This window comes from Corynebacterium sp. HS2168-gen11, assembly GCF_024834075.1.
Classification (GTDB): Bacteria; Actinomycetota; Actinomycetes; order Mycobacteriales; family Mycobacteriaceae; genus Corynebacterium.
The window spans coordinates 1-14,092 of sequence record NZ_JANUXR010000003.1; the positions used below are offsets into that span (position 1 = coordinate 1).

The following is a 14,092-nucleotide window of genomic DNA, read 5'->3' on the forward strand; positions in this document are numbered from 1 at the left end:
GTCGGTGGTTATAGCATTGGGGGTACGCCCGGTCCCATTCCGAACCCGGAAGCTAAGCCTAATTGCGCTGATGGTACTGCAAACGGGAGTTTGTGGGAGAGTAAGACACCGCCGACCTAAAACTTAAAATAATGCACGGCAGGCTCTAACAATTTTGGTTGTTAGAGCCTGCCGTGCTATACGCATACCCATGTTGAGTACGACATTCCTTGCTACACAGTGTGTATACAAGCTAAATAGAAAATATGCAACACAATATAGACTGCTCTATTACTATTCTCAGTGGCGCCGCATTTGGTGGATGTTTAGAAATTTATACGTGATGAGTACAACACTGGCATCTAACTATTTGGAATCCTTGTAGTAGGCAATGACACACCAAGCGCATGTAGTGTGTAGACATGCTGCCCCATGCGCTCGCTTGCTGAAAATCTTTTGTTGGGCTGGATCGGTTTTTAGCCATCTTGGTTGCGCTTGAAGCACTATCTTTTAACCATGAAACCATCAAGTATCAACACTGTTCACAGCCTGTGTTGTGCTTTTCAACTGCCTTCCTGTTACACAGCAGGTTGGAACACGTAGTCTTATGAGTTTCAGGTAATTGTATTGCTGAATGGATGGTTATCTTTTACGGCACGTTTGATTCAAAGGATACGCCGTTTTTTGTTTTCAACGTCGACTGTGGCGCATATACAGGAAGCATGTGCAGCATGACGTGAGCGACTTTGCATCGTTGCTTATTGGTCGAACGCTGTGTATTGGCGATAACGGAGTGTCTTTCTCTCGAAAGGCTATCTGGTCACTGCTACAGCGTTGTATTGCCATCGAATCGACCAACTTTAGTGAGCGATTCTTTGAGCATGTTTGACAGCCAATGCTACGGCCGCAACGCATACATACCTATGACGGTATGTTCTTATAATCGAGAAAATTTCCTTAATAGGGTAGTGCCAGTCTATTCGCAAGAAGAACCTTCTGCGGCCCACAGATCCATGTGCTTTACCTGTGAGGTATTTGACTGGCACCTCAAGGTCTTATGGCTTCGGACGGAACGTCGTCAGGCCAAGTCCGACCATCACAATCAAAATTAAGAGCGCAAGCGTGGTTGGAATCATTGCCGCAACCGTATTGGCAGCTTTTTCTTTTTGATGGTTCATTTTCGCGTTGCCGTGACGAATGGTCTGGCGTGGCAAACCAAGCAGCTCTGCCGTGACCTTTTGATCGGCCTTTGGCGCATTCAACAACGTCGGTGAGGTGTGTGTAGGTGAGCCTTCTGCTGAGTTCTCTGGTGAGCGCTCACCTTCACTGTTCTCGGCAGGTTCTTGTGGGACTTCACTTTGGTTATTTTGAGTTTGTCCCTGCGCAATGTGGCGCGCCAATAAGGATCCGCCAACAGCTCCCGCACCTGCACCAGCTACCCCTCCAGCAGCGATCGGCAGCGCTGGGTTCGATCCTAGGACGCTAGGGTGAGCAGTACCTGGTCCGCCTGAATTGGTAGCATCGCCGTTTGCCGGGCTTTGTGCAGCAGTCTGTGCCGCTGATGCGCCAAGAGCACTCACTGCTAATGCACCACCTGCAGTGCCAACTAATGTCGAGAACGCAGGTGGAACAGGGGCCTGTGTCCCTGAAGGTTTGGTGGCAGGTTCTATTACCTTTGGTCGCGTCGTAGGCTGTGCCGGTGTGCTTGGCTGAACCGGTGTAGCTGTCGGCTCATCAGGCTGGGTAGGATCAGGTTTGCTTGTCTTTCCAGGTTTCGGTTTGCCAGTCTGGCTTGGTTGTGGCTCATTCGGCCGTGTAGGTTCAGGCTTGCCAGTCTGGCCAGGTTCTGGCTTCGGCTTATCCGGCTGTGTAGCCTCCGAAGATGGTTTTGGCTGTGGCGTATGCGACGGCACAGCCTCTCCGGACGGCACCGTTGTCGTCGGTGGTGTTGTACCTGCATCTACAGAAGGATCCTTGATCCCGCAGTCTTGGCGAAGCTGCACGAGTTGATCGAGCTCAACGCGTCGTGAAGCAAGCAGTTCAGTCTTTTCGTTGAGCAGCGTTTGCGCGTGAGTCAGTTCGGCACTGAGTCGTTGAATCTCAGTGGTCGAAGTGTCCTGCTGCGCGGTTAGCACGGCTTGTGCAAGCGCAGGATACTCTGCGAGATCAACGGTGCCTTCAATTGCAGCATCGACCGTCAGTGCTTGTAATGCCTGATTCGCCTGGAAACGCTGATCGTTTCGCAGGCTCGTGAGCTGAAGCTGGAGTTCGTTGAGGTGCAGCATCGTTTCATTGACACGGTGCAGCGCCTCATGTGTCTGTTCTTCAGTAGCGATGACGGTATTAAGCTGTTCGTGGTACTCATGCGTGTGAGGTACTTCGACCAGCAGAGCCTTGAGTTCACTGCGCTGAGTGGAAATCAGCTGCCATTGGCTGTTCAACGTGGCTTCAAGCTGGTTCAACACGGTACGCGTGGTCGCTGCATCCGTGGTCTCACCATTGGCAGTTGTGGCATCGAATCCTTGCAGCCGCAGCTCCAGAGCATCATATTCTGTGTTTAACGCATGAATATGATCCTGTAGCTGTTGGATTTTCTGTTTCCGTGCGGAAATTTGCGAAATGAGGTCTGAAGATTCATATCGGCGAGTAAGAGCGTCAATGGTGTTCGTAAGTTCCGAACGTTCTGCAAGTAGGTTTTTGTGCACGCTGAATGCGTGATCCACTGCTGCTTGATTGCTGTTTACTAAGGCTTGCAATGCGGAGAGGTCAGCAGTGTTTGTGCGATTGAGATTTGCAGTTAGCGTTTCAAGCTGCGACTGGAAACGTGTACTTTGCTCAGCGATATGCGTGAGTTGCTGCTCTAAGAAACGACGTTCGTGAGAGGTAACCAACGCAAGATCAAAAGCTTGTTCACCCGTCTGGATGACTGCGCCGATATGATATTGACGTCCATTCGCCGGAACATAAGATGCACTAGCGCTAGAATCATGAGTTGCTGATGTCAAACTGCGGTATTGTATGCTGCCGTCGGCAAAGTGCAAGGCTAAAGCATCAAAATCAGCAGTATCAGTTGCTGGATCACGTTCGACGCCATCACGCAGTGGGGTAGCGCTGATTAATACATCTGTCAGTACACGATCCTGTGGTGCAAACTGCTCAGCGATTGCAGTTCGTTGTTCAGCTGAAGCATGAGGCAGCAGCAGCGCGAGATTGTGCTGTCCCCGGAAACGGAGTGCCTGCGTCTCAAGTGTCCGACTGGTTGCAAGCGGCACCAGAAAATCTTGAGCGACGCTTGTGTCTGTGAGTCCGGGAAGTAATCCTCGCACGATTGCTACTGGACCACCATCGGTGATCGAAACAGCTGGAATCAGCAAGGTTTGGTTCTGCGGGCGTTGGAGCTCTAGGAAATAGTGGTGCGGCTCGACCGTCGCACTTGGCAGTTCATGCACAATCGCCTGCGTGCGGGTATCAATAAGATGATAACCAATAAACTCCATGGAATCATCACGCTGAATTGTGCGCTCTGCTAATGAAAGATACTGCTCAACAGCGTGTTTATTGGCTTCGTTTTCGGCTAGTGCTGCTTGCACCTGACGCAATTGTGTTTCTTGCTCGTCACGAGCAGCGCCGCCTGGAGCAGCACCGTCAGTGTCAGTGCCAAGGGCGTCTGCCTGTGCTTGTTGCAATGCGGCTTGGCTTTCAAGGAGTTGCGTATTCGCACGCTCGAGGTCGTCGACTGCTTGTGCTAATTGTTCATCGATACGCTGACGCTGCTTATCTAGCACGAGGGCCTGTTCGACGTACTCGCGGTACTCTATAGCATCTTGGCCGTCAAGAGCCTGTTCAAGCTCCTGTAACTGAAGTTCTTCTGCTTGCAGCGTCGTTTGCGCAGCTTGCTGTTCCACTCGGAGTTGATCACGCTGCGTTTCAATCCAGATACGATCTTGCGCGCGCAGCTGTGAATAACTGTTATCTAGCGTGTTCTTCCAGTTAGCTTCAAGCGTATCGGTTGCTGATGTGTGCTCAGCAAGAGTAGTCAGGAGCGTCGTGATCTGTTGATATTGCTGTTGTTGCAGCTCTGAAAGCGTTGTGGTATCCACAGCTTCCAGACGTTCCTGTAAGGTTTGGCGCAGAATCGCAAGCTCATCACGAACAGTCTGACGTTGTTGCTGCAAGAGGCGAAACTCTTGCTGATGTTCATTCAATGTTTCAGTCGTGCGCTGAATCTGCTCCTCAAGGGCAGAACGTTCGCTGTGCAGAGTCTGAATCGTCTGGCGCGAAGATTCCTGGGCGCGAGAGAGCTCGTCTTGTACCGACTTTAATAATTGCGTGCGATGCTCACTTTGGCGCAATTGCTGCAAGTGTTGCTGCAACTCGAGCGTTTGCTGTTGTGCGGTTGTGAGTTCTTGCGTAAGTGTCTGGATCGCTAAGGTTGCGCTTGTTACGCGCGTGCTTATCGACGCATCGGTGCATGCTTGTTCCCCATGCGTCGATGTGAGAGGTTGAGCTGCGGCAGGTGAGAAGGAAATAACATGTGGTGTCAACAATAGAGTGCTCACCAGACCTAAACTGAACACAGTTTTCTTGCGTGAATGTGCTGTTTGTGCCATATGCTGCTATTCCCTCCTTCATGCAATTGTCGTTTCGGTCGTTTGTAATAACTACAAACCTTGAAGTTATAAATAAGTTATACCCATTCCATCTTAGGCGTTCGGCGCTTAAATAACCAGTCGTTCTGGCATTAATTTTTAAGAATCTTGTAAGTTTCCTTATTCTTCGACAAAACTGCAGTTAGACTTTTGATCTGTGCAGTTTTGAGAAGTGGTGGATTTGTGGAAGTTGTATACTTTTCTAAGAAAAATTGAGCCGTAGAATGGGGTATTTGAACATATTGTTGTAGCGTATTTATTGCTTCGGAATGGTTAAATGGCGCGTATTTAGATGCGGGAGAAAACTTATTAAATAGCGCTTTCTGGGTAATAAGTTTTATTAATGGCCTTTCAATCATATGTCTATGATTGAAAGTTTTGTTGCGAGTGGGTAGCTTCTGGCTGTGGCGACGCGATCGTGCAGCATGAAGGCTGTATGTAGAACTTATGCCGCCCCTGTCGGGGAGGTGTTTAAAACTTGAACGGTTGGGGATAATAGGTGTGTGCGACGTGAATTACACGAAGAATAATGTTTTGTGGCAATGATTGTTTAGGGGTAGGCAATTTGCTACTAGTTTTAGTGCTGTGCGTGATGTTTTTTGAGCAAAACAGGCTTTTATCAGACCCTCATCCATAATGCACGAGAATGTGGGAAATATAACAGAAATTGCGCCACGGGGGAGCGTCGTCAAGCATGCAAAAGTGCAATGCAGAAAATGCCGCTCGTTACGGTAAGCAGAAAATACCCCAGGGCGAACAAGGGGCGTTTGCGCTGTATGAATGTCCCAAGTTCTTTGGCAAGCGTGGACCACGTTGAAAGCGCGCCGGCAAAACCTGCGCTTAAGAATATGTAGTCGGGGACGGCCATTGTTAATGCCAGCACGATGCAGGCGAGACAATTTGCTACATATGTTCCGGCTGGTGTCGGCAAAAGTTTGCTGAAGCTAAACCTGCCGATGCCGCCGAAAAACGCGCCTATCGCAATAAGAGCAAGTGTCATGATTGGTCACCTGAGGGCGGATTATGCGTGTGGCTGCGTTTGTTGGCTAGCGCATCGCCAGTTGCCCAGGCTGCGACGCACATTGTGAGCGTGGCAAACATTTGGCCTAGAGCCAGCGGCAAAGGGAGATCTGCCAGGAGGGCTGCAAATGCAGAAAAACTGGTAAAGCCACCTAGAATGCCGGTGCCGAAAAATACTTGTAAGGCTTCGCGGCGAACGTGCAAGAGTCCCATGCAGAAACATCCGAACGCATTGATACCTAGCAGAGTTGCGGTGGTGGATAGAGAAGTACTGAAATCGAAGATGCATACTCTTGCGACTGCCCCAATGGCGGCACCGAGGCCGGCAAGGAGTGCGAGTTTGGGGTCAATAGCGTGCATAAATATTGAGCCTACACCACCGATTTTCTTCGCTGACGAAGATTACACAAGAAAAGATGGCAGAAGCCGTGCATTTTTTGGCGAAAACGATAAGAATATAAAGAGTACATAGAATCTGTTGTCTCTATGTGTGCAGATTTTGTTTTCGACAGATAGCCTTCCATTTAAAGGAGACCACGATGGCTCACCCTCGCGCTGGACAACTCGCGCAACCTCAGGATCTGATTGATATCGCTGAGCTTGTGACCGCTTATTACACTCGCATTCCAGATGCCGATAATCCGGATCAGCAAGTTGCATTCGGTACTTCGGGGCATCGTGGTTCTTCTCTTGATACTGCTTTTAACGAGCATCATATCTTGGCTACCACCCAGGCAATTGTGGATTATCGTCGTGGACAAGGCATCGGTGGACCTGTGTTTATCGGCCGTGATCCACACGCACTTTCCGAGCCTGCAATGATTTCCGCACTTGAGGTTTTGCTGGCCAACGATATTACTGTGCTGGTTGACGCACAAGGTCGCTACACCCCAACTCCAGCAGTGTCCCATGCAATTTTGGCGCACAACGCAGCACTTGCTGGTGGGGTGACCGGTACGGATCCAAAACGTGCCGACGGCATTGTCATTACGCCATCGCACAACCCACCTCGTGATGGTGGTTTTAAGTACAATCCACCAAATGGTGGCCCGGCAGATACCGATGCAACCGACTGGATTGCTGCTCGCGCGAATGAGCTCATGCGTGCTGGTCTGCGCGACGTAAAGCGGACTCCGGTTGCAGGTGTGCTGGATGAACGCACACTCAAGCATGACTATATGCAGCACTATATTGCTGACCTGCCAAATGTGATCGACATTGCTGCTATCCGTGATTCTGGCATTAGCATCGGTGCTGATCCAATGGGTGGCGCATCGGTTGATTATTGGGGTCGTATCGCTGAGGTACACAAGCTGAACCTGGAAGTGGTCAATCCACTGGTAGATGCCACCTGGCGATTCATGACCCTTGATACCGATGGCAAGATCCGTATGGACTGCTCGAGCCCGAACTCGATGGCTTCACTGGTACACAACCGTTCCAAGTACGATATCGCAACCGGCAATGACGCTGATGCTGATCGTCATGGCATTGTTACCCCAGATGCCGGTTTGATGAATCCAAACCACTACCTTGCCGTTGTTATTGAATACCTGTTCACGCATCGTCCAGGTTGGAACACCGATGCTGTGGGCAAGACCTTAGTATCCTCCTCGATGATCGACCGCGTAGTGGCGAGCTTGGGCAAGAAGCTTGTGGAAGTCCCAGTTGGTTTCAAGTGGTTCGTACCAGGGCTTATCGACGGTTCCATCGGTTTCGGCGGCGAGGAATCGGCAGGTGCCTCCTTCCTGCGCCACAACGGTACTGTATGGTCAACCGATAAAGACGGCCTGATCTTAGACCTGCTTGCTTCTGAAATTACTGCAGTAACCGGAAAGACTCCATCACAGCGATATGCAGAACTTGCGGCAGAATTTGGTGCACCTGCATATGCACGTACCGATGCTGATGCTAATCGTGAGCAAAAGGCTGTACTGAAGGCATTAAGCCCAGAGCAAGTAACTGCAACTGAGCTTGCAGGGGAGGCAATTACTGCGAAGTTAGTTGCCGCACCTGGCAATGGTGCAGCTATTGGTGGTTTGAAGGTGACAACTGAAAACGCATGGTTTGCAGCTCGTCCATCTGGTACCGAAGATAAGTACAAGATTTATGCAGAATCCTTCCGAGGTGCTGAGCACTTGGCATTAGTGCAGCAGGAAGCACAAGCACTGGTTTCGAGTGTGTTGGAAAATAACTAAGCACAATTCAGCAGGCTGATTCGAAACTGTTGGTGTGTATAAGAAACAGAGTCGAGCTGGCGGCGTCGATACGCAAAAAAAGATGCTGCGAGCTCGGCTTTTGTGTATCTTGTGCAGGCTGTGAGGAAGGTGCAATCATCGCTGGTAAACGGTGCGGGTGAGAGATGCATGCTGATTTCAGGAAGTGGGAATAGTGTTGTACGGCTTTTGGCAGGCAAATGCCAGTAAAACTGACTATGCTTAGGGGCGTGAAAACACAAACGCGCACTTCTGCTCCTTTGTCCCAAAGCTGGCAGTTGGTTGATCTTATTGGTTTGGCCTGCCGGTATGGGCTTGCGGCAGTGTGGATTTTTGCTGGTAGCACGAAACTTGGTCACCCAATGCAACTGGCTCAAACTATTGATGCGTACCGTATTTTTACCCAAGAATGGTCCTTTTTCTTAGCGCAACTCATTGGGCCGCTCGAAATTGCAGGTGGTGTGATTTTGCTGCTGGGTATTGGGATACGTCCGGCTGCACGTGTGTCGCTGTATGTGCTGGTGCTTTTTATTATTGGCATTGGCCAAGCTTGGTATCGAGGATTGGTGATTGATTGTGGCTGCTTTGGTGAGCCAGATCTTGCTGATGGCGGTATGAGCTACGCGCTGACGATTGGCCGCGATTTGGTGTTGGTGGCAATGTCGATATGGACAATGCGGAGGCCGTTTACGAAGTTTGCGTTATATCCATAAGCGCTTTGCTACGTGTAGCGGCTGTGCTTTGTGGGGGCAGGGCTGGTTCTGCGAGCGGCGTGAGCGGTGCTAATAATGAGCGGTGCTAATAATGAGCGGTGCTGGTTGCGAGGAGGCGCAGGTAGCACGAGCGGCGCTGATAACGAGCGGCACTGGCGCCGGGAGTAGCGCGGGTAGGATGATGGTGTATAAAGCTGTGAAGCACTCCAATTTTGAATGATAAGGATGTCGAACGTGAGTAAAAAAGTTACAAACCCAAATGAAAAAAGCTATGGCTTTATCATCGCCATTGTGGCCATTGTTATTCTGGCAGCGGCTGTGATTGGTTATATTGTGACCAGCGGTAATAAAGCTGTAAGTGATAAATTTGCCAGCTTGAAGGCTGATCCTGTTGCCTTTAGCGTTTCAGTGGCTGACAATGCAGTGGAATTGAAAGCCGATTCGGTAGCTGCCGATGCACCAGTGGTTGATATCTATGAAGATTATTCCTGCCCACACTGCGCTGAGCTGGCAGAAGCAACTGATGCGGATATGAAGCAGCTGCTTGAGGATGGCAAGGTGATTGTGCGTATTCGCAGCTTGAACTTCCTGGATCGCGATAACTTTGGGCATTCTTCGAAGGTTGGCGCAGCTGCTGAAGGCCTGGCAAAGTCGGGTAATGCTGCAGCATATTGGAACTTCCGTGCAAAGTTATTGGCAGATCAGTCCACCGCCTATGGCGTTTGGACCCCAGAAAACTTCTCTCAAATTGCTGCAGCCTACGGCGCTGATGATTCGGTAGTTGCAGACGTGAAGGATGAAGCATTTAACGACGCTTACCTTGCTTCAGCAAAGGCCAATGCAGCAAAGCTTGAAAAGGAACATGCCAAGATTTCTTCGCCACGAGTGATTATCAACGACAAGGAAGTTGAAAACCCATTCGAGTGGGTCGCTGAGATTCAGTAATGCTGTGGCATGCAAAACTCCTCAGTGCTATTTGAGGAGTTTTGCATGTCAGGAGTGCAATTTGGCGGAATTGCGTTGGTGATGTAGCCTGTAGGAGCATCAACTTGCATGGTGCAATTCTTTCCGGGGCTATGGCGCAGCTGGTAGCGCACCACACTGGCAGTGTGGGGGTCACGGGTTCGAGTCCCGTTAGCTCCACTGATAGAAAACCCAGTTACTTTAGGTAGCTGGGTTTTTTCGGTTCTACCTGCAGTTATGCGAGGGAATCGTAATATCCACTTGTGGTCATATAGGGACAAAAGAGTAAGAAATTGCCCCACAATTGCCCCAAAATGGCCCCACAAAACATCATGGCGTTGGAACTATCGGGTTAAGCGAGGATTAAGCGACAAAGTGTGTCTGCTCAGCTTGTCCGGTACTGGGGTTGATTGCGTTGTTAGCGGGATTGTTTTCTGAGTTCCCGCATTTTAAGAGGGGCAACCGTTCTTGCTGTTATATCTGGTCACGGATCAAATATAACAGCGATTTAGATACTCTGAACTGGGTTTATGTTTAGAAACAGACACACTTCTTGTCCCTTAACCCTTGTTAGCTATTTCTGTGTGATGCTTGCCTCTCGCGGTGATGCGTATGCGGAAAAACTGTGTTGCAGAAGTCTCATGATGGGCCGTATCACGAACATGACTGATCTCGAGCGCGTAGGCACTGGTGCTAGTCGCTTGAAAAGACCCAGTTGAGAGTAAGACGCGTGAAGCCTATTAGAAGGCGCTGGAACAGGTTTCGTGAGGCATCTTCGCAAGCTGAGTATGCAATATTCGATGTATGTGGTCTGGATGTTTTGGTGACAGAAATCACGGACAATCCGACTTGGATAGAGCTCAATGAGCCCACGTAGGCCGTGTTATTTTAGTTATCAGTAATGTTGGTAACTTTTTTTGGAAGGGACAAAAATAATGTCTGTTGAGCCTAGCGTAATGATCCATATTAAAGGTTCGGATTCTTTTTCTCTCGAAGTCCTTCGGGAGATTGAGCAGAAAGTTCGCGATAGTTTCTCAGGTGATGAGCAGCCAATTTTGTGGTATATCCCGACGCCAGACGATCCGTTTTGGATTGGGTATTTCAGCACGCTTAAAGACGTTTCAGATGCAAGCATCAAGGCTATTGATCGGCTGTATAGAGAGCTAGAAGCGAATACTGACTGGTCTATAGAGGTGGACTGGGAGGACCTTGAGGAAGAGAGTTTTGAAGCGGAGGATGATTTTGGTAATCATGTGCGCAATCGGGAAAGACTGCGTTCGTAGGCGTTGATGTGGTGATTCCGCATTGGCGGATGCGAAGATGTTTCTTACTAGTTTGGATGAGTATCTTCGTCGTCGGGTACGTATGTGTGTATGGAAACATACTTGTACAAAGGTACGGAATTTACGTAGTTTGGATGTGAGTAAGCAGTGGGCTTGTGAATGGGATAATTCTAATAAATCTTACTGGCGGATTTCTGGATCATGGGTGCCGACGACCACACATTGATAATACATATTGGGACTATAAGCCAGTCAGTATTTCTGTATTAACGTAGAGAATCGCCGTATGCGATGCACCACATCTACAGTGGTGTGAGTGGGCTGTCGGGAAACCCGACAGCCCACTCGATTTATTTTCTAGTACACTGCATCGACTGCAGCCTGTGCCTGCTCCCGCGTGAATTTATCCCCATATTCACTCGATAGCTGATTCACTAGCTCTTCGCGGCTAAAAGGTGAGATATTCAAATAGTTTTCAGCGGCTTCGCGGGCTTCAGCATCCCAATCCGCGTCGACATTGTCTACTGCGTACTGCGCGGCTTCAGCAGGGTATTTATCTCCATATTCGCTGGTGAGCTGGTCATATAAACCTTGCTGTGAGAATCCTGAATAATCCAAGTATTGTTTTGCGGAACGTAGAGCGTTCTGATACTCGCGTGGGACTACTTCTTCTGCTTCTGCTGCTTCGGTAGATGTTTCGACAGAACCTGTAGTATCCACTTCTGTAATCGCAGGTGTATTCACCGAAGTTGTCTGATCAGATGCAGATGGCGTCGAAGCTCCGCATGCCACCAACGTTGTCATTGCACCCGCTATGATAATGACTTTTGCGTACTTGTTCACATCGATTTCCTTTCGAATAGTTTATGCCACACTACGACAGCATGACGCACGATCTGGTCTGTGCATTTTTTCGAGCCAACGGAAAATAACAGGCTTGTCTCGTGGACGTACAAAACTTTGCGAGGCTAAGTTTTGGAAAAAGAATTGCACACTATATGCAGACTTTACATGACTAAAATTAGCGTATGAAGGTGGGAAAGAAAAAGTCAATAGGATTACTACTGATGCATTAAAAAATGATGTAGTTCATCCTTGAAATCTTATCTACTGTGCAAAGTTGCATCCGTAAGATCAGCAAATGCAGGATCTTATCTAGAGCCAGAGCTGACTGTTGGGAGCAGCCAATTGTTTTGATGCAGTTTGCTTTTTGTTGAGAGTCTCCTTGGGCTTTGAAGATTTTGAGAAGTGTGCAGAATCTGGCGGTGATGAGCTGTAGTCTGTAGATCGTGTTTACGGCGACGTACTTAATGGAAGTGTGTATGTAGTGAGTTAAGCGAATCCTCACCTCGTTCGTATCGGAGGTTGTTTTTCTTTGAGATACGTTGATGGGGTGTGGATTGTTCGGATAATATCTTGGGCGATTCCGTTGCCGTTGTTAGATTCCTTGCGCTTCGGACGTGATCGCAAGATGCGGGTGAACAGGGGAAACTGTGCAAGGTTCCTATTCCCAAAAACAATTACGCGGCGTTTGGTCATCGCCGCACACTCTGGTGTTACTGCTATGAAAATGCCGAACTGTCCGGTACCGTGCGTCATCCGATCCGCGTCGCTGCCAGTCGTACACGTGCAGCCTGCCACTTCCAGCGTCAAAGTTTCCCCCAGGGGGCTAAAACAGGTAGAAATAGTAGATATGAGCAATCCATTATCTCCTGCCGATTTCGCCAGCTTCTGTGCGTTGGTCGAAACACCCGCCGCTCTTGAATCCATCCAAGCGTTCGAGGATTTCCGCTATCAGCTTTCGCTGCTGAGCGATGGCGACAAGCCTGATAAGCACACCACAATTTTCGTTGATGCAGCTGACCTAGCCTGGGCATGGCTTGGCGACGGCACGGAGATGGGCTTTGCTCACTTCGCAAGCCTTGAGGTACTACATGCTTGGGACGGCCAGCCACGTTTTACGATATGGCAAGAACACTATCGTGAGATTCTGTTTGCATATATCGACCAGTATGAATTCCAAGATCCACCATTTGTTGCCATGATTGAGCAATCAGGCGGACTCCGCCATTAAGGAATGTGCAGCTTGCTATGCTCCTATTTCAACGAGCAGCACTCCGAGCATGATGCAGCCAATGCCAAGGCTCATGCGAGTTGTTAAGTGCTCGCGAAAGAAGAAATGGGAGCATATTGCTGTAAGTGCGACTCCGCAGGCAGTCCATAGACCATATGCAATACCGATTGCCATGCCGTAGCGAAGTGCTTGTGAGAGTAAAGAAAACGCGCACACATATCCGACTACCACACCTACATAGACGATCCGTTTGCCGCTTGCAGCAACTTTAAGCCCGAGTGTGGCAAGTACTTCGCACAGGATTGCTCCAATGAGATACAGTGCACTCATGCTGCAGGTGCTTTCGGACTGCCGGTTTCGACAAGGACGATTCCTGCGATGATAATCATGATTCCCAGGCCACTGATGGCAGACAGGGGTTCGTCGTAAAGCAGGGTGCCAAAAACGGCAGTCAGTGCAACTCCGCAGGCTCCCCAAATACCGTAGGCCACCCCCAGGGGCACACCTTTTTGGAGTAGTCCGGCTAAGGCTGCGTAGGAGAGGACGTATCCGACAATTACGACAATATAGAGCGCTGAAGTGTGTAAAGCTGCTTTTAAACTCAGCGTTGCGGTGACTTCAGAGGCAATCGCAACGAGGAGCAATCCCCATTTTCTCATAATAGAAAATATACAGTGCTGACATTCGGGGGGAGAAAGTGAGATAATGGTAACTATGACTGATGACGTAATTTCTGTTTTGTCTCGTGAAGAATGTTTTGCAAAGCTTGCAACCCAGCAACTTGGACGCTTGGTTGTTCGCCGTAGTAACGACATGGATATTTTCCCTGTCAACTATGTTACCGACGGTGAAAATATTTATTTCCGCACTGCTGAGGGCGCAAAATTATTTACCCTTGCGCTGAACTCGGATGTGCTCTTTGAAGTTGATGAGGTCACTGAATCTGCAGCTTGGAGCGTTGTGATTAAAGGCAACGCGGTACCAGTGAAAGAACTCAGTGAAATTAGCCATGCAGACTCCCTGCCACTGCGCCCTTGGGTTCCAACCTTGAAGTACAACTACGTGCGTATTGAGGCTAACGAAGTATCCGGCCGAGCGTTCCTGCTGGGTGAGGAGCCTGAGCGCTATTAAGAAAATCCTGCATTGCAGAGATATCATCTGGTGAACAACGATCACGCTCGAGATCAGTGGCATG

12 protein-coding genes, 1 tRNA gene and 1 rRNA gene are annotated in these 14,092 nt (G+C 49.3%); 8 read left to right on the top strand and 6 right to left on the bottom strand.

Annotated elements, in window-relative coordinates; genetic code table 11:
• Window positions 1-117, top strand: a 5S ribosomal RNA gene (gene rrf, locus NXS99_RS02560).
• Between the two features lie 917 nt (window positions 118-1,034).
• Here the strand turns inward: rrf and NXS99_RS02565 are convergent.
• The 3 genes from NXS99_RS02565 to NXS99_RS02575 all read right to left on the bottom strand — a co-directional run bounded on the left by NXS99_RS02565 (window position 1,035) and on the right by NXS99_RS02575 (window position 6,008).
• On the bottom strand, window positions 1,035-4,589 hold the full coding sequence (locus tag NXS99_RS02565; RefSeq protein WP_259287119.1) for a hypothetical protein: 3,555 nt from the start codon (window positions 4,587-4,589) through the stop codon (window positions 1,035-1,037).
• 727 nt (window positions 4,590-5,316) lie between these two features.
• Complete coding sequence (locus NXS99_RS02570) at window positions 5,317-5,628, bottom strand: CrcB family protein (RefSeq protein WP_259287120.1); 312 nt, start codon at window positions 5,626-5,628, stop codon at window positions 5,317-5,319.
• The gene (locus NXS99_RS02575) at window positions 5,625-6,008 is read right to left on the bottom strand and encodes a CrcB family protein (RefSeq protein WP_259287121.1); all 384 of its coding nucleotides are present in this window, start codon (window positions 6,006-6,008) and stop codon (window positions 5,625-5,627) included. The genes NXS99_RS02570 and NXS99_RS02575 overlap by 4 nt, the downstream gene beginning before the upstream one ends.
• A gap of 179 nt (window positions 6,009-6,187) precedes the next feature.
• Here NXS99_RS02575 and pgm point away from each other — a divergent pair, with 179 nt between their 5' ends.
• From pgm to NXS99_RS02600, 5 genes are all read left to right on the top strand, one after another.
• A complete protein-coding gene (gene pgm, locus NXS99_RS02580) occupies window positions 6,188-7,846 on the top strand; it encodes a phosphoglucomutase (alpha-D-glucose-1,6-bisphosphate-dependent) (RefSeq protein WP_259287122.1) in 1,659 nt (552 codons plus the stop codon).
• A gap of 248 nt (window positions 7,847-8,094) precedes the next feature.
• Window positions 8,095-8,577, top strand: coding sequence for a MauE/DoxX family redox-associated membrane protein (locus NXS99_RS02585; protein ID WP_259287123.1), 483 nt, complete (start codon window positions 8,095-8,097; stop codon window positions 8,575-8,577).
• 234 nt (window positions 8,578-8,811) lie between these two features.
• On the top strand, window positions 8,812-9,522 hold the full coding sequence (locus NXS99_RS02590; protein WP_259287124.1) for a thioredoxin domain-containing protein: 711 nt from the start codon (window positions 8,812-8,814) through the stop codon (window positions 9,520-9,522).
• A 125-nt stretch (window positions 9,523-9,647) separates the two neighbouring features.
• Window positions 9,648-9,720, top strand: a tRNA-Ala gene (locus tag NXS99_RS02595).
• 755 nt (window positions 9,721-10,475) lie between these two features.
• Window positions 10,476-10,823 carry a hypothetical protein gene (locus NXS99_RS02600; protein ID WP_259287125.1) on the top strand — a complete coding sequence of 116 codons (348 nt, stop codon included), beginning with the start codon at window positions 10,476-10,478 and terminating at the stop codon, window positions 10,821-10,823.
• Window positions 10,824-11,180: 357 nt separating this feature from the next.
• Here NXS99_RS02600 and NXS99_RS02605 read toward each other — a convergent pair whose 3' ends face one another.
• A complete protein-coding gene (locus NXS99_RS02605) occupies window positions 11,181-11,666 on the bottom strand; it encodes an Ltp family lipoprotein (RefSeq protein WP_259287126.1) in 486 nt (161 codons plus the stop codon).
• An 850-nt stretch (window positions 11,667-12,516) separates the two neighbouring features.
• Between NXS99_RS02605 and NXS99_RS02610 the strand changes: the two genes are divergently transcribed.
• On the top strand, window positions 12,517-12,897 hold the full coding sequence (locus NXS99_RS02610; protein WP_259287127.1) for a hypothetical protein: 381 nt from the start codon (window positions 12,517-12,519) through the stop codon (window positions 12,895-12,897).
• Between the two features lie 15 nt (window positions 12,898-12,912).
• Here NXS99_RS02610 and NXS99_RS02615 read toward each other — a convergent pair whose 3' ends face one another.
• Together NXS99_RS02615 and NXS99_RS02620 are read right to left on the bottom strand one after the other, a co-directional pair.
• Window positions 12,913-13,227: a multidrug efflux SMR transporter gene (locus tag NXS99_RS02615; RefSeq protein ID WP_259287128.1), complete on the bottom strand. Its 315-nt coding sequence runs from the start codon at window positions 13,225-13,227 to the stop codon at window positions 12,913-12,915.
• A complete protein-coding gene (locus tag NXS99_RS02620; protein WP_259287129.1) occupies window positions 13,224-13,556 on the bottom strand; it encodes a multidrug efflux SMR transporter in 333 nt (110 codons plus the stop codon). Before NXS99_RS02620 ends, NXS99_RS02615 begins: the two co-directional genes overlap by 4 nt.
• 46 nt (window positions 13,557-13,602) lie before the next feature.
• Between NXS99_RS02620 and NXS99_RS02625 the strand changes: the two genes are divergently transcribed.
• The gene (locus NXS99_RS02625; protein ID WP_259287130.1) at window positions 13,603-14,028 is read left to right on the top strand and encodes a pyridoxamine 5'-phosphate oxidase family protein; all 426 of its coding nucleotides are present in this window, start codon (window positions 13,603-13,605) and stop codon (window positions 14,026-14,028) included.
• Window positions 14,029-14,092 lie beyond the last annotated feature (64 nt).